The organism is Paenibacillus lycopersici (assembly GCF_010119935.1).
GTDB classification, from domain to species: Bacteria; Bacillota; Bacilli; order Paenibacillales; family Paenibacillaceae; genus Paenibacillus_Z; species Paenibacillus_Z lycopersici.
Window position 1 is genome coordinate 6,201,632 of record NZ_CP048209.1, and the last position, 20,076, is coordinate 6,221,707.

Below are 20,076 nucleotides of genomic sequence, written 5' to 3' on the forward strand. Positions count from 1 at the left end.
GTGCCGTTTACGCCGTAACCGGCTCCTGTTCAGCCTCCTGCTTCGCCGGATAGCGGAAGGCATAGCTTCCCGAACCGAGCGTCAGTCTTACGCTGCCGTCCGCTTCTTCGGCCGCCGTTACGCCGTCCGCAAGATCGGCCGCGAGTCCGTCTTCCTTCAGCTCCGCCAGCGCGACGTCGTCCAGCACGAGCTCCGCCGTCGCGTTCGCCGGCACCGTGAAGCGCACGGTTATTTCATCCGCCTCTTGCGACCAGCCCGATTCGATCCGCCCGTACGGCGACTCCAGCGCCGCGCGCGCATGCGTCAACGAGCCGTCCGCGAAGCGCGGACGAATACGGATTTTCTTGTACGCCGCTTCGGTCTCGTCCATGTCGAGGCCGGCTACGTAACGGTACATCCACTCGCCGATCGCGCCGTACGCATAGTGGTTGTACGAGTTCATGGCATCGCTCCAGAACGAGCCGTCCGGCTTGATGCCGTCCCAATGCTCCCAGATCGTCGTCGCGCCTTTGGACACGGAATAGAGCCAGGACGGGTACGTTTCCTGCATGAGCAGCTTCACGGCCGTCGCGTGATAACCGTTATCCGACAAAGCGAAGCACAGGTACGGCGTGCCGACGAAGCCGGTCGTCAGGTGGTAATCGTTCTGTACCACGAGCTCGTTCAGCTCGCGCGCGATCCGCTTCTTCACGTCGCCCTCGACGAGATCGAACATGAGCGCAAGCACATGCGCGGTCTGCGTCGGCGCGGCCAGACGACCGCTCGGCGTTACGAATTCGCGGCTGAACTCCGCCTTGATCCGGTCGTGCAGCTCGCTGTATTTGCGCACGTCCGCCGCCTTGCCGAGCACGACCGCCGTCTCGCGGACGAGCCGGGTCGAGTACGCGAAGAAAGCCGTTGCGATCAGATCGCGGGGCGTCGCGCCGACGTAACTGTTCTCCTTGGCGTCGAGGCCCAGCCAGTCGCCGAAATGGAAGCCGGTGTTCCACAAATATTCGTTCTCGCCCTCGTTCCGAATGAACGATACCCAGGCGCACATGCTCTCGTACTGCTCCGACAGCAGCCGGACGTCGCCGTAGCAGAGATACATCGTCCACGGCACGATAACGGCGGCGTCGCCCCACGCGGATGAAGACGGAATTTTCTCCTGCGGCGTCGGCGGGTCCGTCTCGAACAGCGCATTCGGAATGACGAACGGCACGCCGCCGTTCGGATTCTGATCGGCCTTCAGATCGCGAAGCCATTTCGTGAAGAACGCCGCCACGTCGTAGTTGAACGCGGCCGTCCGGACGAACACCTGCGCGTCGCCCGTCCAGCCGAGCCGCTCGTCGCGCTGCGGGCAGTCCGTCGGCACGTCGACGAAATTCCCCCGCTGGCCCCACTGAATATTGCGCTGCAGCTGATTGACCATGTCGCTCGAGCAGTCGAACTCTCCCGTCGGCGCCATGTCGGTATGGATGACTTCGCCTACAATGGCGTCCATCAGCCCCTCCGCTTGCTCTTCCGGCAGGCCGGCGACGCTCAGATAGCGGAAGCCCATGAACGTGAATGTCGGCGCATACGTCTCGCCGGGCACGCCCGCCGCGGTGTACACGATCGCCTGCTTGGCGGAACGCAGGTTGCCGACATAGAAGTTGCCGTCCTTATCGAGTACTTCCGCGTGCTTCAGCGTAACCGTCGTTCCTGCGGGAACGTCCAGCGTCATCCGGATGCGGCCGACCATGTTCTGCCCCATGTCGAGCACGACTTCGCCGTTCGGCGTGCGGATCAGCTCCCGCGGCTTGATCGTCTCGATGACGCGGATCGGATGATGCTCCTGGGCGGTCAGATGGGTCACCGGAAGTGCGATGCTCTCCGCAGTGCTCCACGCCGAATCGTCGAACGCCGGCGTGCTCCAGCCGGGCTGTTCCAGATTCGCGTCGCAGGTCTCGCCGTCATACAATTCCGACAGGCGGATCGCGCCTTCGGCCGCTTTCCACGACTCGTCGCTGCATACGATTTCTTCCGTGCCGTCGGCATAGGCGATATGCAGCTGAAGCAGCAGTGCCCGGCGATCGCCGTACAGATTGAAGGTCGTCTCCCAGCCCAGCCGGCCTTTGAACCAGCCGTTGGCGAGCATGGCGCCGATTCCGTTCGGACCGCCCGCTGTCAGCAGGTTCGTCACGTCGTACGTTTGATACTGCTGCCGTTTGCGGTAACTCGTCCAGCCGGGCGCGAGCAGCTCGTCGCCGACCTTCTCGCCGTTCACGTACAGCTCGTATACGCCGGCAGCCGTCGCATAGACGCGCGCGGAGACGATATCGGGCTTAACCTCGAAACGCTTGGCCAGCATGAACGCCGGCGTCGCCTGCGGATCGATGGCCGATGCGGCCGGCGTAATCCATTTCGCCCGCCATTCGTCCGGCGTGAAGAACGCCGTCTCCCACCAGACGGATTCGCTCCACGCCGACTCGCGGCCGAAGCTGTCCCATGCCTTCACCCGTGCATGGTAGCGCGTGCGCGATCTCAGCTCGGGCCCGGCGTATGCAACCTGAATGGACGCATCCGACGCTACGCGGCCGGAATCCCATAACGGCGCCGAATAGTCGCCGTCCGCTCCCGCAACCTGCAGCCGATAAGACGTTTGAAGCGTACCTCTGCGATCCGACCGCAGCTTCCAACCGAAACGCGGCGCCTTGAAGTCAAGGCCCAGCACATCCGTACGATACTCGCATGTAAGCGATTCCGCATGAAAACCCATTATTCCCACGCTCCGTTCCCTATTGATTGTTGTTCGTTTCTTGCACTCAGTATAAGATGGAACCATGGTTTAATGTTTGGGTGAACGGGACTTTCAGTTAGGGTTAAACGGACATTCCAGCCAGGAGGTATTCCATGCAATGACCATTCAACGGCCCGTCTTCCTGCTAGCCGGCAAAGACTTCTTCGATCCCGCGCTGCCGATCTTCGTCAACCGCGCGGTCGAAGACTATCTCTTGACGGAGCACCGTCATGATTTTATTGAAATCAGCTACGTCAGCGAAGGATCCGGGACGCACCATCTCGGCGAAGAAGCGTTCCCGGTCACGCATGGCGATATTTTCTTGCTGCCCGTAGGCGTATCGCATGTTTTCCGGCCTTCGTCGCGGCATCCGCTGATCGTCTATAATTGCGTCATCGCCCCCGATGCCGTACTGCAGCTTCTGCAGGCCGTTCCCGGCGGAAGCGAGATGCTGCCGTTCCTGGCGTCGCCCGGCTACCGCCGGTACCGCGATACGTACGGCGAATTCCATCGTATGTTCCAGCGGCTGCACGACGAATATCTCGCCGATCGGCCCGGCCGGGAAACCGCGCTCTACCAAAATGTGCTCGGACTGCTGGTGTACTTGTTCCGGCTGGACGGGAGAAACGCTGCCGCGAGCGCGGACGCCGCCGTCCCGACCGGACTCGAGACGGTCATCGCGACGATTCACGGCCGCTTCGACCAGGAGCTGCCCGCCCGGGAAATGGCTGCCGCGGCCGGCGTCGGAGAGCGCCAGTTCAATCGCCTGTTCATGAAGCGGACGGGCATGTCGTTCAAGGCCTATCACCAGAACGTCCGTATCCGCGAGGCCTGCCGCCTGCTGCGCGCGACGGACCGCAAAATCAGCGACATCGCTTCGGCCGTCGGCTATCAGGACATCCCGTATTTCAACGAGCTGTTCAAGCGGAAGAACGGCGTCTCCCCGCGGGAGTACCGCAACGAGGCGCCGCAGTGAAATCCAGGGTTCCCTCCATTCGGCGCCAAGATCGTTGTCCTCGTCTCGATCGCGATTTCTTTAGCGGGAACGCCCTTTGCGGGCTCGATCCAGGCACGGGTTATTGAATGATCGCGAAGCGCAGCTCGTGCTGCGGTTTTCGCCGATGAACCATGAATGTCCGAACGACACGCCGCATAGACCTTCAATAATGGCATTTTCGACTTGGAGGCGATGAAATGAATAGATGGGGCTCTGCGGACCAAAAGAGGGAGCTTCGCAGCCGCTTGCCGCTCTTCTTCGCAGCGAATCAAGGCCAGTTCGCTTATCCGCCGGCGTTCCGTTTCGTCGCTGACGGCGACGGCTGCAGGTTCGCGTTGCTGCCTGATCGCATGCTGCTGACCTACCTGACGGTACAAGATAGCCGAACGGCGCATGGCGTGACGCTGGACTTGGAGTTCGTGCATGCTTCGCCCCATGCCGCGCTTATCGGCAGCCAACAAGAGATGGGCTCCTACCACTATCTGCGCGGAAGCGATCCTCGCGGCCATCTCACGCACGTGCCCATCTACCGGGAAGCTGTCTATCGGGAATTATGGCCGGGAATCGACGCGCACGTGCGCGGCGAGGAAGGAAGCTTAAAGCTTGATTGGGTCGTGCGTCCCGGCCATAGTCCGAGCGGGATCGCAATGAAGCTGCGCGGGGCGGATCAGGCGTGGCTTGACGAGGAGGGCAACCTGCTCGTCCATACGGACTACGGCTTGCTGAAGGACAGCCGGCCCTACGCCTATCAAAGGACCGCCTCGGGCGAACAGCCCGTCGGCTGCCGGTTCACGCTGAAGAAGGCGGAGGCGGATCACGGCTGGCTGATCGGCTTCGACACCTCTTCTTATGACCCGGCGCTCCCTCTCGTCATCGATCCGGTCATCGTCTTCAGCACCTATCTCGGCGGGTCGGGCGCGGATTCCACCATCATGGCGGCCAATACCTTGGAGGTCACGGGCGACGACCACGCTATTCTCGTGGGCAACACGAATGCTTCCTCTTTTCCCGTGACGGCCGGCGCGTTCCAGACAACGCTGCAGCAAGGCATCGACGTGACGGTGACCAAGTTCACGCCCGACGGCTCGGGCATCGTCTTCTCCACCTATCTAGGCGGCAGCGGCTTCGAAATAGCCCGCGGTCTCGAGCTGGACGCCCTGAACAATATCTACGTCTGCGGAAGCACGACCTCGACGAATTTCCCCACTACGCCGAGTTCGTTCATGCCTGTCTTTCCCGGCGGAACGGCTGCCTTCGTCACGAAATTGAACAGTACGGGGACGGCGCTTCTCTTCTCTACTTATCTCGGGGGCACGGGGGAGCAGACAAGATTGTTCGACATCGCCCTGGACGACGCGGACAATCCCATCGTCGTCGGATCCACCGGGTCGAGCTCGTACCCGACGACACCAGGCGCCTTCCAGACCGCCTTCACGGGAACCGAATGCTCCATTCTCACGAAGCTGAACGCTTCGGGCACGGGGCTGCTCTATTCCACTTTCGTCGGCGGCACTGCCAGCAGCAGGGGAACCGGCATAACGCTGGACGGCTCCGGCTTGGTCTATGTCTGCGGCACGACCGACTCCACCGACTTTCCCACTACGCCCGGCGCGCTGCAGGTAACGGCGCCGCCCGGCACGAGCACGTTCGTCTACGCGATGAACGCTTCGGCAACGTCCCTCGTCTTCAGCACGTATCTGGGCGGTTCCGGTACGGAAGACAGCGCGGATATCGCGATCGGCAGCCTCGGCCAAGTCGTCGTGTGCGGCTCCACCACGTCGGCCGATTTTCCGACGACGCCCGGCGCCCTGCAGCCTGCCTTGCTGAGCGAGACTTGCGGGTTCGTTTCGGTATTGGCCTCCTCCGGCAGCAGCTTGAATTATTCCACCTACATCGGCGGCGCCGGCGGAGACACCCATCTCCTCGACCTTACGATTCGGCCGGGATTCGTCCTTTTCGTCGGCGATACGGAATCCCCGAATTTCCCGGTCACCGTCGATGCGCTCCAGCCTGCGCTGACCGGCGTCACCTCGGCCGTCGTGGGCATCCTGGCGGCGGCCGGCGAGCTGGTGTACGCGTCGTATCTCGGAGGCAGCGCGGAGCAGACCGCCTTTGCCGCGGAGTTCATCCCCGGCTCGCCCAGCGCGATCGCCTACATCGCGGGGACGACCAACTCCGCCGACTTCCCGGTGACGCCCGGCGCCTACGATACGGCGCCGCTCGGCAACCAGCGGCTGTTCCTCGTGAAGTTCGCCGCCGTCTCCGACGTGTTCGTCACCAAGACGCCGAGCCAGACCCAAGTGACGAGGGGCTCCACCGTCACGTATTCCATTACGGTGCGCAACACGGGCGTCGTCGGCGCTTCCACCGACCCGACCCTGACCAACGTCACCATCGTCGACGCGGGACTCGGCATCAACGTGAACATCGGCACGCTGACGGCCGGGCAGACCGGGGGCACGAGCGGCACCTTCACGGTCCCCGCCGATGCGCCCTTCGGCCGGCTGACGAACCGGACGGTCGTCACCGCCGACCAGCTGCCCGCCCCCCGGATCGGCGAAGCGTTCATCCAGGTGGTGCCTGCGCCTTCAGTCGACTTCACCAAGACCGTCTCGCCGGACCAGGCTCCGCCCGGAGGCGAGGTCGTTTTCACGCTCACCGTCCGCAACACCGGAGACGTGCCGCTCCAAAATGCCGTCCTGAGCGATCCGCTTCTCGGGCTGAGCGAGTCACTGAACGTCATCGCGCCGGGCGCGACATCGATCGTCGAGGTGCCGTTCGCCATTCCGGCGGATGCTGCGATCGGAACGACCCTGGCGAACAGCGCGACGCTGGTCGCCGACGGCTTGGTTCCTCAGCGGGCGGCGGCCACCGTCCAAGTAACCGATATCCCTCGGCTGACGCTGCTCAAATCGGCCGATCGCCGGAATGCCGTGCCGGGGGATACGGTCCAATTCGCGATCGCGGTCCGGAATACGGGGCGCGTCGCCCTGACCAACGTCGTCGTGAACGATGACATGCTCGGCCTGCAGCAGACGATCCCGTCCCTGAAGGTCGGCGATTCGCGCGAATTCGCCGTCTCTCAGATCGTGCCCCTGGAATCGCCTCCCGGCATCTATGTCAATACGGCGACGGCGAGCTCCGATCAGACCGAGGCGATTTCCGCCGAATACGCCTTGACGGTAGCTGCCGCGCCGCGTGTCGGTCTGCGCAAGGTTCCCAGCCCGGCCAGCGCCTCTCCCGGCCAGCAGATCCAATATACCGTATCGATCTCCAACTTCGGCAATGTTCCCTTGACGAACGTCCGGCTGTCCGACCCCTTGCTCGGGGTCAGCCTCGCTCTCCCCGATATTCCCGTCGGCCAGCTCGCTCGGCGCCTGCTCCCGTTCACGATCCCGCTCAACGCCCCGCTCGGGAGCGAGATCGTCAACGAGCTTACCGTCATGACCGCGGAGACCGGGCCCCAGACGGTACAGTCGTCCGTCTCGATCCTCGGCGCCGGGCTCGCGCTAACCAAGCATGCGAGCCTGCCGGTCGCTCCGCCGGGTACCGTGGTCAGCTACACGCTCACCGCGGCCAATCTGCTGCCGGCGCTGCAGACGAACGTCGTCCTCCGGGATCCGCTGCTCGGCATCGACGAGCTGGTGCCGATCTTGCAAATCGGCGAGACGCTGGAGAGAACGGCGACGCTCGCGACGCCGATCGGAGCCGCGAACGGGAGCGTGGTTCGCAATGCCTTCGTCGCCTTCTCCGCGCAGTCCGCGCCTCAGGTGACGACCGCCGACGTCGTCGTGCGATCCGTGCCCGGCGCGCCCACGACCATCGCGGTCCGCAAGCTGGCCGACCGCAACGTGGCGGAGCCCGGCGAGGAGATCGTCTTCACCGTGGAAATTACGAACACCGGGGCGAATCCGGCCACGGACCTGGTCGTCTCGGACGCGCTGATCGGCTCGGTGCAGACGATTCCCGTGCTCGCCCCCGGAGCGGCGGCCCGTTTGCTGTTTCCCTTCCGCGTGCCCCCGGATGCGACGACCGCGACCGTCATCTCCAACCGGGCGACCGTGCGCGCCGCCGAGGCTCCAGCCGTCCAGAGCGAGTTCCGGGTTGCGGTCGCCCTTCCGCGCACGCTGCTTCAATTTACCAATATGGTCGACAAGCCCGTTGCCAATCCGGGAGAAACGGTCTTTTTTACCGTCACCGTCCAGAACCAAGCCGAGCTCGCCCTGACGAACGTGCTCGTCGTCGAGCCGCTGACGGATTTCAGCGCGCGCATACCCGCTTTGGCCGTCGGCGAGCAGCGCAGCTTCGTCCGTCCGTTCACGCTGCCGGCCGATACCGTCGGCGGCACCGTCTTCTCCAATCCCGCGTTCGCCTTCTCGGACCAGACGCCGCTGCAGTCGCAGACCGCCACGGTTACCGCCGCCGAATTGCCGAACGTCGTGCTCACGCATGCCGTCGCGCCCACGATCGGCCAATCCGGCGACATCGTCCAATTCGAGATCGGCGTGCGGAATACCGGCAACGTGGACCTGCTCAACGCCCTGCTCGTCGCTCCCTTGCTTCAGCTGCGCGTACACGCTCCCGCCATTCCGATCGGCACGAATCAGCGGGTTCGCATCCCTTTCAAGCTGCCGCAAGTCGACTTCGACGAGCAGCTCGTCAGCGTCGTCGTCCTGACCTCCGACAATGGCCCCGAGAGAGAGGCGAGCGCCGTCGTCACGGTATTCCCCGAAGAAGAAGAATAACCGCATCGCTTCCAGCATCCAGGAGTCTTCCGCCTTGCGCGGGAGGCTCCTGTTCGGCGTTGAGCCAACATGGCGGCCCGCCGAGCGGCGCGCACGAAAAGGCGGCGCAGAAGATTCGTCCCTCTGCGCCGCCTCGGGAAGACGAGAAAAAGCGCCGCTGCATGCGGCGCCCAGATTGTAGAGAAACCCGCGTTTTCAAAACGTCGGGGTTTTCTTTTTCGTTCCCGGTTCAATTATAGGGCTGCGGAGGGCGAGTTATCCCTCCGAAGCCCTCCTTTCCAGGTGGCGGGCAAGTTTCTTCATGTTCTGCACGGCGGCGGTCATCGACGCTTAGGCACCGATTCTTCAATGGAAACCAGTTCATAATCTTGTTGTTTCTCTCTATTCGAGCGTAGCATCGCGACACCATCCGTTCATAAATGTTAGCTATATTATACTATATTAACGCGGTGCCGCATTAAAATAGTTGGACATAGTAAAGGCTGCCGAGAACGTACTCGGTTCTTCGACGTTGCCCATGCCGGCTGGATCGTCTTCATGGGCAACGGACACAGAATCCGTTATTTGGTGGAAATCGGGTTGTTTGGGTTGCGAACGGACACAGGATTCGTTATTGCCTCCGGAGAGCATCGAAAGTGTGCCTTTTTGACGAAATAAAGGATCCTATGTCCGCGAGCAGTTAAAAAGCCATGAAAACAGGTAAATAGCGGATCTCCTGTCCGGATTCAATGCTTATCGCTGCTTATCGCAGACAGTGATGCGGCCTATCTCTCCTGAAGCGATGTGATCCAAACAGCCGGAGCCGTCTTATGCTGGGGAACGGGGATGCGGCCGTCAGAACTGCCCGAGGTCAGCCGTTCAGGTTTTACGAGCTATTCCGCGTCATCAAACATGGGTTTCTCTGCATGCTGAGGCGGCGCAGAGGATTCGTCCCTCCGCGCCGCCTTTCGGCCGGCTCCTGCCTGAGCCTATTCTTCTTCTTCCTCGATCTGAATCTCGACGCGATTGGAGTCGACCCCGTACAAGGTACCGCCTTCCTGGAGCCGGAATCCGGCATGCGCCTGATTGGCGACCTTACCTCCGGCCGGAGCGAAGTTCGCCTCCACGCGGAAGCGAATGACGCGCGATCGGCCCGGCAAGATGTCGCCCAGCGGGATGCCGACGTTCGGATCCGCTCCGGGCAGCGGCACGTCGTCGACGCGGACACTTCCGCTCACGAACGTCAATTCTCTCGCCAGCGCGTCTGCCACGACCGTGTCCACGGCGGCGATGCTGCGCCGATTGTTAACGACCAGCGTTATTTCCGTCGTCTCTCCCGTCTTAAGCAGCGCGCGCGCCACGGCTTTCTCGATCGCGACGGGCGGCTCGGCGATCTGGATGCGGACGCTGGCGGTCTGCTCGCCGATCTGGTCGGAGCCGGCCACGATCGTATTGACGATCGCGCTGCCGATCGGAGCACCCGGCGGCACGACGTACGGCAGCAGCACGAATTGGGCGCCGCCCTCGCCGAGAAGGGCGCTCTCCCCTTTCAGCCGCAGCAGCGGGTCATCGAACCCGATGTCCGTCAGCGGCACGTTTCCGCCGTTGACGCCGCCGATCAAGAAGAAGATCCGTTGACCGGGAAACGCCGCGCGGGTAAAGGCCAGCTTCCGCAGCCGCAGCACCGGCGCGTCTCCGATCGTGATCGAAGAAAACGCCCGCTCGTCGCCGATCTCGTTCGCGCGCACGATCGCTTCGTTGGTCAGGACGGTACCCGCCTCATACCCGTCCGGAACCGTAAAGGCCAGCGTTACGGTTGCCGCGAAACCGGGAGGCAAGGTATCCGCCGTCTGGATGAGGCCCAGAAGCGAATCCTCGACGGTGACACCCGTGATCGCCGCATTCGAGAGATTCGTCAAGGTAACGGTGTACAAGACCGTCTCTCCCGGGAGCGCCGACGATTGGCTTGCGGACTTGCGGAGGACGACCCGGATGGACGGCTCGACCTGAAGCTCCGCTTCGGCCGTCGTTTCCCCGGTCTGATCCGTGCGCAGCACGGCCGTATTGCGGATCCGCGTCCCGGCCGCCTGCTCCGGCACCGGGAACGGCACCGCGAACGTTTGCGACGCGCCCGCCGCCAGGATAAGAATCTGCTGCGACAGACCGAGCAGCGGGTCGGACAGGACGACATTCGTCAAGTCCGTGTTCCCTGTATTGAAAATCGTCAGGATGGCGGTCACCGTCTGGCCCGGACTGGCGACATCCGGTACGAACGACTTCTCCAGCCTCGCGCCGGACGGCAAGCCCCCGACTGCGAAGGAGGCCGAGGCCTGGATCTCGTTCGTCTGATCCGACGCGACGAAGGCCGTGTTGACGACGGTCGTGCCGGCCGCCGTCCCGGCCGGTACGTCATAGGTGAAAGGCAGCGCAAGGCTTGCTCCCGGCGCGAGGGTCCCGAGCGCCTGATTCACGCCAAGCAGCGGGTCCCGCAATTGGATGCCGCTGATCGCCTGCGCTTCCGGATTGGCGACGGTCACGGTGAACAAGACCGTCTCTCCGGGCAGGGCGAGGGGACGATCGACCGACTTGGCGAGGGTCAACGCCAGCGGAACGGCAGCGATGCGCAAGTTGGCCGTCGCGACGACCGGCTCCGTCGTGTCGGATACGGCCGTGCTCGTGTTGACGATATTCGAATCCAGCGGCGCATCGAGCGGCACGGTGAACGGGATCACGTACGTTTTCGCCTCGTTGATTTCGAGCAGGTCGAACGGATCGTTCAGCCCCAGCAGCTCGTCGCTGACACCGATATCCGTCAGTACGGTATTCCCGGTATTCATCACCGTAATGGTATAGGTAACCGTCGCGCCCGGGAGCGCGCTGCCGGGGCTGACGACCTTGGTCAGCGACATGGCCGGCGACGGCAGCACGGCGACGATGGCGGAGGCTTGCTGCGGCGCTTCCCCCGCCGGCGCCGCGGAAACCACGTTCTGGATGAGCGTGCCGGCGGCAGCCGTCGGCGGCACGGTATAGGGAATCGTGACGCGGAACGATTGATTCGGTTCGATGACGTCGACGGTCGTCGAATAGCGCAGCAAAGGATCGTTAATCGCGACATCCGTCAGCGGCATCGGACCTGTATTCGTAAGGGTGAGCGCGTAGGCCACCGTCTGGCCCGGAAGGGCTTCGCCGGGTTCGACCGTCTTGATCAACGCGAAATTGGCCTCCAGCAGTTCAAGCTTCGCTTGAGCGTGAGCCGTGACCGTGTCCGTCTCGAACCTGCCGGCCGCAGCGGCGTCGTTGATAAACGGGTTGGCCGTCCCGCTCGGCACGAGGATCGGAAACACGACCTGTCGGCTCTCTCCCGGGAGAAGGTCGCCCAAACTTTGCGACAGGCCGATCAGCGGATCGTCCAGCGTCACGTCCGAGAGCGGCACATTGCCCGTATTCGCGACATTGAACTGGTAGGTGACCGAGCTGCCGACCGATGCTTGCGTCGGGAAGACGGCCTTCGTCAAGCCAAGCGACGGCCGGGACGAAACCACGACGTCCGCATTCGCGCTGACCGGCTCGATGCCGTCGGCGCTCGCGGTCGCGACGTTGCGGAATACCTGCCCGCGCTTGGCGTTGCCGGGAATGGTGAAGGTCGGCCGAAGCGTGACGGAAGCGCCGGGAGCGAGCGTGCTGTAACGCTCGAGCACGCCAAGCGTCGGATCCGAGATGACGAGGTTAGTCACGTCCGCAGCGCTCGCGTTGGTCACGGTAACGGTATAGACGACCGTCTCTCCCGGCGTCGCCAGCGGCTTGTCGGGCCGCTTGAGAATGAACAGATCGGTCAGCGAGGTGACGACCACCGAGACCTGATCGCTGACCGGTCCCCTCTCGATGGGAACCATCGTCACCGTATTGGTGATAACGCTGCCCGGCACAGCGTCCGGAGGAACGGTCAGCGATACCGTGAAGATCCGGGTTTCACCGGGCGCCATGAACGGAATGATCGTGAAGAAGCCCGTCAGCGAGTCCAGAATAATGACTTGCGTGATCGAAGCATTGGATTGGTTGACGGCCGTCAGCGTATAGGTGACCGTCTCCCCCGGAAGGACCGAGAAGCGATCCGGCAGCTTCTCGATGGCGATCTCGTACCGGGCAAGCACCGTGACGACGGCCTGGGCTTGAACCGACGGCGCCTGATCGGAGGCTGCCGTCGTCGTATTGGTCACGGTCGTGCCGGCCAGCAGGCCGGAAGGGATGATGTAGTCGGTTGTCAGGACGGTTGAAGCCCCCCGGGCGAGGGACGACAACGTCTCGTTCAGGCCGATGAGCGGATCGTTGACGACGATGTTGGTAAGATCGGTACCGCCCGTATTGGTGACGGTAATGACGTAGCTCACCGTCTGTCCCGGCAAAGCCCGGCTCGGCGATACGGTCTTGGACAGACTCAGCGCGGGTATCAGCAAATTCGTCGTCACGACGTTGGATGGATCGCTGCCGGAGTTGAACGGACCGCCTGCTACGATCTGGTAGATGAAGTCGACGCGGGCCTGGTTGCGGATGACGCCGTCTGCCGTAAGCTCGACGATGCGAACTTGAAACGAGACGCCGATCGAGCCGTTCGGAGCCAGCGATCCGAGCTGAACGCCCGCAGCCGGATCCGCTCCCGGCACCTGCGCCCCGTTGATGAAGACGCTGTTCGGAATCAGCTCGGTGCCGAGCGGGATCGGATCGGCGAAGAAGCTCAGGTCCGCGGCCGCCGTCCCCGTATTCGTGATAAGGGTCGCGTAGGTCAGCGCTTCTCCGATTTCGGCCTCTTGCCGATCCACGCTTTTCACCACGCTCAGGAAGGGCGCGTTGATATCGATGGAGAAGCCGAGCCCCAGCGCGAAATAGGCGTCGGCCGTCGTGCGGAACTGCACGATCGCCTGGGTCTGATTGTTGACCAGACCGGAGGTAACATTGATGTTGGTGATATCCCATCCCTGTCTGCCGCCGACGATATTGGTGCCGGGATTGCCGTTGATCTGGTTGCGTGTGCCGAAGGTGCCCGTCGTGTCGAGGAGGCCGGATTCGTTGTTGATCTGCGACGCGAAAAAATTGGTGCGGATGTTGTTAGGCCCGAAGAGCTGCGTCAGACCGCTTGTCGTCGGACCCAGGAGAACCTGCGGGCCGACCAGAGAGGCATCCCCTTCGCCAGCGGTCAGCGAGAGTCTGCCGATGACATTACCGGTGACCGGCGTCGCGAAGCCGCTGACCGTCGTCGTCACCGTGCTGCTCAGGCTGATGCCGACAAGGCCGACATAAACGGAAGCATTGACGAAAGCCAAGGCCGGATTCCCATAGACGACGCACAAGGTCCAGCCGCCGAAATTGCTGGTGCTCGCTTCCGTGACGGTAATCGTCGCCACGATGCCGCCGACCGCATACTCGCCCGCCCCGCCTGCCTGGATGATCGAGGTCACGTTCGCGCTGCGGACGTAGGCGACGCCGTCGATTAAGATCGTACTCGACGTATCGGCCGTCACGGGATCCGGCGCGACCGGTATAATCGCGCCTTGGGGGGTTGTCAGTCGAACCGGATTATCGATGAAAGCAATCAGATTGCTGTTGCCGGCGATGCATGTCCCCGCCCACACGAGCTCCGCGTAAAGAACCTCGCTTCCCGGAGGCAGCCGCAGCACGGCGGCGGAATTGTTCAGATTGAAGTTGTTGGTCGTCCCCACGGGAAAGCTGCCGAAACGCTCCTGCGTGTCCGTGGTGATGTAAGCACCAATGGAATCGACGGTCCCTGGAACGCCTGTCGAGGCAGACCGGCTGAGCCCGATCGTGTTGCCCGTAAAGACGATATCGCCCGCAATATTTGCCGTATATCGCAAAAGGAACGGCATATTCCCTCCCCGCCTTCTTCAAAAGACTGGATCTTTCGGATGCCCTGCGCTTCCTTCACGCGCCGTACTGGCGCCATTCGCCCTGTTAGTCATTGTATTGCGGCAAATCCTTGTACTAGTACCGTTAGCGCAATCGTATAGAAGGCTATCCGCGCGGAAACGATGAGACAAAACTGCCCGTTCAAATCGTTATCGGCCGGCATTGCAGCAGAAACAGCTTATCGCCCGCATATGCCCATTCGATATCGAGCGCCGGGCCATATAGCCGCTCGCATGCGCCGGCCAGCTCGTCGAGCGCCTGCAGACGATCGGCGGTCAAACAATAGCGCCGCCGATCGGCCGCGGCCACTTCCGTCTCCATCGTTCCCCCGCCGGGAAGCGGCCGGATCGCCGTTTCCTTGCTTCCCAGATCGGCCTGTACGGCGAAAGCCCGGCCGCGTTGAAACGAATACCGATCCGGAATCATTCTCCCCGCGACCACGCTCTCCCCCAGTCCCCATCCTGCCTCGACCAGACGTAAATCCTCGCCTGTTACGGGGTGCCGCGTGAACAGGACGCCTGCAATGTCCGCTTCCGTCATCTCCTGTACGATGACCGCCATCCGCGGGCGAGTCTTGGCCGCTTCCATGTCGGGGCCAGCATCCATCTCGATATTCAGGCTATCGTCCGCGTCCACGTTGACACAGGCATTCGCACCAGTGTGGGCATCCACATCCGCGCCGCCGAAGCCGGCATCCCTATAAGCTATCGATCGGCTCCCATATGCCGAGGAGCAGACTTCGCGCACGGCCGACAAAATGCCCTCCGTATCTGCTGCGTTAAGCACCGTCTTGAAAATACCCGCATAGCTGCGATCCGTCCCATCCTCGCCCGCGGCGGAGGAACGCACGGCGACGGGAAGCTTAAGCGCCGCAAGCTCTGACAAGAGCAGCCGCACGGCACCCGCTTGGCCGGCGGCGATCCGCTCGGCTGCCGCGCATGAGATCGCCAAGCCGGCCGGCACGGGAAGCCCGGCGCGAACGGATTCGGAGAGATGGACCGCTTTGCCGCCATATTGGGACCGGTCCGACGCATCGCGTAACGGAACGATGCTCATTGCGCGACCCTCGTGACGATCCCGGCGAGGGCGTCCATCCTAATCAGCTCGCCGTCTTGAATAACCTGCGTCGCATCCCTGCAGCCTACAATGCACGGCAGACGGAACTCTCGCGCAAGGATCGCCGCATGACAGACCTGGCCCCCGCGGTCCGTAATCAATCCGGCGATGCGGCCGGCAACGGCGAGGAACGAAGGATCGGTCATCGGCGTCACCAGAATATCGCCGGGCATGACGCCGGACAGCGCCGCCGGTTCGAGAATGATCCGGGCGGTTCCGGCCGCCTGCCCTCTCGAAGCGCCGACTCCGCTCGTCAAGAAATCGACGCTTTCCTCCGTCTCGCCGCTGACCGCGCTCGCATCCGCCGGCTCCTGCCGCTCATTGAACAAATCCCGCAATGCCTTGCTCCACGGCAGCCGGTTCGCGATCTCGCCCGCCTTCACGCGGGCATGCAGCTCGTAGATCGCGCGGTCGAAGCAGATGATCAGATCGTACGACTGCAGCCGATCCGGCTCGTTCAGCAGTTCGATGTAGCGCTGCTTATAAGCGGGAATGTGCGGCTTGAACCGTTCCAGCAGCGGCATCGCCGATTGGATTGCGGCGCGCATGGCCGCTTCCAGACTATCCGTGCGGGCGTTCTGATACTCGTGAATCGCGCGGTAAACCGTCTGCAGCAGAAGCCGCAGCTCCTCGACGTCTTCGGGAAATAAATTGCGAATCGTATTCATCGGACACCTCTTCTAATATCGGAATGATGATCGGGCCTGCACGGCCGCCAAAAATAAACACAACAAAAAACCCGGGCAGCCGCTGCCCGGGTCGATTCATCGCAAAATAACGGATTGGATCCGGCGATCTAATCCTGCGTCCGATGAATGAGCGAGGCAGCGATGATGACAATGGATGTTTGAGAAACGCGCATGCTTTTCATCGACCTCGACTCCTTCCAGTAATTTGTAACCTGAGTTTATTATTTCCGCGCCCGAACGTCAAGTGCGATTATTCGAGGCCGCCGGGATCGCGTACGCTGCGCGCTATGTCATGTACGGCTGTCCGGCGCGCGGCATGACCGTTACCCGCGTATGACTTGCTATCTCCGCAGCAATGCCTCAATCGCGGGCGCCAGCGCATCCGGCTCCACTGGCGTCTCGAATCGCCCTGCGGGCCGGCCGTCCCGGTCAATGAGGAATTTGGTGAAATTCCATTTGACGCCGTCGCCCGCATACACGTCCGGATACTTCGCCAGCAGGAAATCCCGCATCCACCGCCCGTTCTCGTCCGTCTCGTCGAAGCCTGCGAACGGCAGCCGGGCCGTTAGATAACCGAACAGCGGGTGCGCATTCGGCCCGATCACGTCCGTCTTCGCCGCGAGCGGGAACGTGACGCCGAGTTCGTTCCGGCAATACGCCTGCAATTGCGCATCGTCGTCCGGTTCCTTGGCGTTGAACTGGTTGCAGGGGACGCCCAGCAGCTCGAGGCCTTGACCGCGATAAGCGTCATAGAGCCGCTGCAAACCTACGAAATGGCGCGAGTAGCCGCAGCGGCTGGCCGTATTGACGATGAGCAGCGCCTTGCCGCGATACTCGGACAAGTCGATCGCCTCGCGTCCGTTTCCTCCGAGGGTATACGTATAAACCGTCATTTGCCCCGACCTCCCAAGCTTGGATGAATGTGTATCTCATCTTAAGCCGTGACAGGCCGGAAATCCAATACCTCGTCGGAATAGCCGATATAGGCGCCGCGAATAACGCCCGCCGCGCCCTTAGATAACTTCGCCCCGCTTGCGCAGCATCACGTAGAGCACCGCGCAGCATACGGCGCTGAGCAGCGCCATGAGCGCAATGAACGCATACCCGGCCTCAAGGCCGAGAATTCGGCTCCGGTCCGAGCCGTCGCTGCCTTCGAACAAGGCGCGCACGACATCGATGATGTACCCGATGAACAAATTGCCGAGCACGCTGGCGACGCCCATCAACGTGACGGTGAACGTGATCGCCGTGTCCGTTCCCCGCGGGTAGCGCTTCGCGATCATCGCCATGACCGTCGGATAGATCGGCGCGATGCCTGCGCCCGCGATCGCGAACAGAATCGCCCCTCCCTCGCCGATCGCGATGGCTGCCAAGCTGCATAACCCGGAGAACGCCGCGAAAATCATCACCGACAACGTGTAGCCGATCCGGTCGGTCACCGGACCGAGGAACAGCCGCGCGAGCGTGAAGAAGAGGAAGAATACCGACAGCATGCCCGATGCGCTGCCCATGCTCCAGCCGTATGCTTTCTCCAGAAAGTTGACCAGCCAGTTCCCGACCGCCAGCTCGGAGATGACGCCGAACGACAGCAGCGCAACGATCAGCCAGGCAACCGGATCGCGCACCAGCGCCCGGTAGGAGATCCGCTCTTCCGCTTCATGCGGGGCTTCCTCCGGGAACTTGCCCCAGAGCGAAGGGAGAATCGGCAGCACAGAGAGCGACAGCATGATCATATACATGCCGCGCCAGCCGAGGGTCCCGCCGCCTGGCGCATGCCACCCGATCATCGCCGAGGCGATGATCGGGGCGACGATCGAGCTCAGCCCGTAGAAGAAATGCGCCATGTTCATCATCGTGCCCGTGTTGCGGGTGAAAATCCGGGCCGCCATGATCGCCAGCCCGATCTCCAGCATGCCGTTCCCGATATACATCAGCAAGTACGAGGCCGAGAGAAACGCGTAGCCGGATGCCGCATGCATCAGCACGCCCGCGATCGCCATGGAGGCGAACGCCGCAATGCCCGTCCACTTGATGCCGACCCGTCTGGACAACGCCGACGTGAACGTGCAGGCGGCGAGATAACCGAGGGAATTCAGCGCGAGCAGTACGCCGAGCTGGCCTTCGTCCAAGCCGAAGTCGGCCTGGATGCGGGGGATCGCGGGCCCTTTAATATTTTCGGAGAAGCCGAAGACCAGGAATCCGCCGAAAACGACGAGCAATAGAAGCAGATGGTTGAATCGTTCCGTATGTTTTCGCAAGCGTTTACCTCTTCGCAATGAATTAGAGCCCCGCGGTCGCCCGCGGAGCCCTCTTCATAATCCGCCCAGCTGGGGCGTTTTGTCAATCCTGATTATCGGATTCGGGCAGCCGACCGCCCGGCGTCGGCCGCCAATTCGCGAACGCCGGCCGGTTGGAACAGCATCGTCTCGTTCTCGGCAATGCCGGTTCCCGAGAATCGGCGAGGCCTCGTATCGGCAGCGTTATTCAAACGTAATCCCTTTCGCCAGCTCTACGACCATCCGCGCCTCGTTCGCGCTGCGCAGCCGCTGCCCGTAAGCGGTCAGATTCGTGAACGACACGTCCTCGATAAGATGCGCCTCGTCGAAGCCGCGAATGACGGAAACGGGAAAAGGTCCGTCCACGATATGAATGTTGCTGAAGCGAATGTCGCGAACGAAGCCCCGCTCCGCGTCCCTGGAATACTTGGAATGGAGCACTTTGATGTCGACCAGCTTCTCTTGCGAGTCTTCGATGCGAATGTTGTCGTAGCGCACGTTGCGAACGATGGCGCGGTCGCCGTTATGGATCGTGAACGTGCCGCCGGACTGCCAGCCCTCGAATTCGCAGCGGATGATGTCGATATGCTCGAACACGATGTTCTCGATCGTCTCGCACTGGGTTTCGTACCCGATCTCAAGCGCGTTGCCCCAGGGGGCGTTCCACATGACGCAGTCCGAGACATGCACGTTGCGCACGTCCTTGCAGCCGGACGGATGGAAATAATCGACGGCTTTGACCGCGATGCAATCGTCGTTCGAACGGATGAAGCAGCCTGATATCGCGACGTCCTCGCAGCCGACGATGTCGATGCCGTCGCCGGTGCCTTCGAACGTAACGATGTTCAGTCCCACAACCGTCACGTCCCGGCATGCGATCGGCAGCACATGCCAGCTGTCGCCGTCCAGCACGGTGATGCCTTCGAGCACGACCCGCTCGCAGCCAATGAGCTTGATCATGTTGCGGCGCTCGTCGTCCGACGCGCGCACGCCCCGCCACCCTGAGCCGTCCAGCACCCCCCTGCCCCTGACGGCAATATTGACGGCTTCTTCGGCGAAAATCGTGCCGCGCACGATCGTGCCTTCCTCGATGTACACCGTTTCGTTCGCGCGCAGCACGATGCGTCCGGCGTCGTATACGCGCCCTCCGCCATAATAGTGCACCTGGGGATCGTTCGCATTCGGCTTCGCCGCTTCTTCGGGCTGCACGAACAGCAGCAGCGGGCGCTTCGTATCGCCGTCCGGTTCGATGCTCAGCTTATGGCCGGCGCGCACGGCGAAACGAAGCTTCCCGCCGTCCGCGGACGGCACGATGCCCGCGCTCAGCGGCCGTACGACGACGCGGTCGAAGGCGGCTGCCGCCTCCACTTCGAGCGCCAGCTCCTCCGCCTCCGGGCATACGATGATCGCGAAGCTCGTGCCCTCGCTGCAGTGGACGGCCGCTTCGCGTCCGCCGGCGAACACCCGGTAGTCCGCGGAAGGCTTCCAATCCTTTGCCAAGGGCAAACCCGGATCGATGCCGGCGCTGATGCCCTGGTCCTGCGTATCGTTATTGGCCATGGATCGTTCTACCTCGCTTTAATGGATAATGACG

Annotated in this window: 9 protein-coding genes; 2 read left to right on the forward strand and 7 right to left on the reverse strand. The window is 62.5% G+C overall.

The features are described from left to right. Nucleotides 1-7 precede the first annotated feature (7 nt). Nucleotides 8-2,740, reverse strand: a complete 2,733-nt coding sequence (locus GXP70_RS27115; protein ID WP_162359690.1) for an alpha-L-rhamnosidase — start codon at nucleotides 2,738-2,740, stop codon at nucleotides 8-10. Nucleotides 2,741-2,879: 139 nt separating this feature from the next. On the opposite strand from GXP70_RS27115, the gene GXP70_RS27120 reads away from it, so the two are divergent. Together GXP70_RS27120 and GXP70_RS27125 are read left to right on the forward strand one after the other, a co-directional pair. After that, nucleotides 2,880-3,737 carry an AraC family transcriptional regulator gene (locus tag GXP70_RS27120; protein WP_162359691.1) on the forward strand — a complete coding sequence of 286 codons (858 nt, stop codon included), beginning with the start codon at nucleotides 2,880-2,882 and terminating at the stop codon, nucleotides 3,735-3,737. Between the two features lie 218 nt (nucleotides 3,738-3,955). Further along, nucleotides 3,956-8,503 carry a DUF7948 domain-containing protein gene (locus tag GXP70_RS27125; protein WP_162359692.1) on the forward strand — a complete coding sequence of 1,516 codons (4,548 nt, stop codon included), beginning with the start codon at nucleotides 3,956-3,958 and terminating at the stop codon, nucleotides 8,501-8,503. A 968-nt stretch (nucleotides 8,504-9,471) separates the two neighbouring features. Here GXP70_RS27125 and GXP70_RS27130 read toward each other — a convergent pair. The 6 genes from GXP70_RS27130 to GXP70_RS27155 all read right to left on the reverse strand — a co-directional run bounded on the left by GXP70_RS27130 (nucleotide 9,472) and on the right by GXP70_RS27155 (nucleotide 20,042). Then, the gene (locus GXP70_RS27130; protein WP_162359693.1) at nucleotides 9,472-14,361 is read right to left on the reverse strand and encodes a DUF7507 domain-containing protein; all 4,890 of its coding nucleotides are present in this window, start codon (nucleotides 14,359-14,361) and stop codon (nucleotides 9,472-9,474) included. Nucleotides 14,362-14,542: 181 nt separating this feature from the next. Further along, nucleotides 14,543-15,457, reverse strand: coding sequence for a PEP/pyruvate-binding domain-containing protein (locus GXP70_RS27135; RefSeq protein WP_162359694.1), 915 nt, complete (start codon nucleotides 15,455-15,457; stop codon nucleotides 14,543-14,545). Then, entirely contained in the window at nucleotides 15,454-16,185 is a 732-nt protein-coding gene (locus GXP70_RS27140) for a PEP-utilizing enzyme (protein WP_162359695.1), read from the reverse strand. Before GXP70_RS27140 ends, GXP70_RS27135 begins: the two co-directional genes overlap by 4 nt. A 362-nt stretch (nucleotides 16,186-16,547) precedes the next feature. Continuing rightward, on the reverse strand, nucleotides 16,548-17,099 hold the full coding sequence (locus GXP70_RS27145) for a glutathione peroxidase (RefSeq protein ID WP_162359696.1): 552 nt from the start codon (nucleotides 17,097-17,099) through the stop codon (nucleotides 16,548-16,550). Nucleotides 17,100-17,219: 120 nt separating this feature from the next. Continuing rightward, nucleotides 17,220-18,464, reverse strand: a complete 1,245-nt coding sequence (locus tag GXP70_RS27150; RefSeq protein ID WP_162359697.1) for an MFS transporter — start codon at nucleotides 18,462-18,464, stop codon at nucleotides 17,220-17,222. A 222-nt stretch (nucleotides 18,465-18,686) separates the two neighbouring features. Next, nucleotides 18,687-20,042 carry a glycoside hydrolase family 28 protein gene (locus GXP70_RS27155; RefSeq protein WP_162359698.1) on the reverse strand — a complete coding sequence of 452 codons (1,356 nt, stop codon included), beginning with the start codon at nucleotides 20,040-20,042 and terminating at the stop codon, nucleotides 18,687-18,689. Nucleotides 20,043-20,076: the final 34 nt, after the last annotated feature.

Bases quoted from the DNA above. Each gene is read 5' to 3' on its own strand.
- GXP70_RS27115 (WP_162359690.1), bottom strand. From the start codon at position 2,740: ATGGGTTTTCATGCGGAATCGCTTACATGCGAGTATCGTACGGATGTG.
- GXP70_RS27120 (WP_162359691.1), top strand. From the start codon at position 2,880: ATGACCATTCAACGGCCCGTCTTCCTGCTAGCCGGCAAAGACTTCTTC.
- GXP70_RS27125 (WP_162359692.1), top strand. From the start codon at position 3,956: ATGAATAGATGGGGCTCTGCGGACCAAAAGAGGGAGCTTCGCAGCCGC.
- GXP70_RS27130 (WP_162359693.1), bottom strand. From the start codon at position 14,361: ATGCCGTTCCTTTTGCGATATACGGCAAATATTGCGGGCGATATCGTC.
- GXP70_RS27135 (WP_162359694.1), bottom strand. From the start codon at position 15,457: ATGAGCATCGTTCCGTTACGCGATGCGTCGGACCGGTCCCAATATGGC.
- GXP70_RS27140 (WP_162359695.1), bottom strand. From the start codon at position 16,185: ATGAATACGATTCGCAATTTATTTCCCGAAGACGTCGAGGAGCTGCGG.
- GXP70_RS27145 (WP_162359696.1), bottom strand. From the start codon at position 17,099: ATGACGGTTTATACGTATACCCTCGGAGGAAACGGACGCGAGGCGATC.
- GXP70_RS27155 (WP_162359698.1), bottom strand. From the start codon at position 20,042: ATGGCCAATAACGATACGCAGGACCAGGGCATCAGCGCCGGCATCGAT.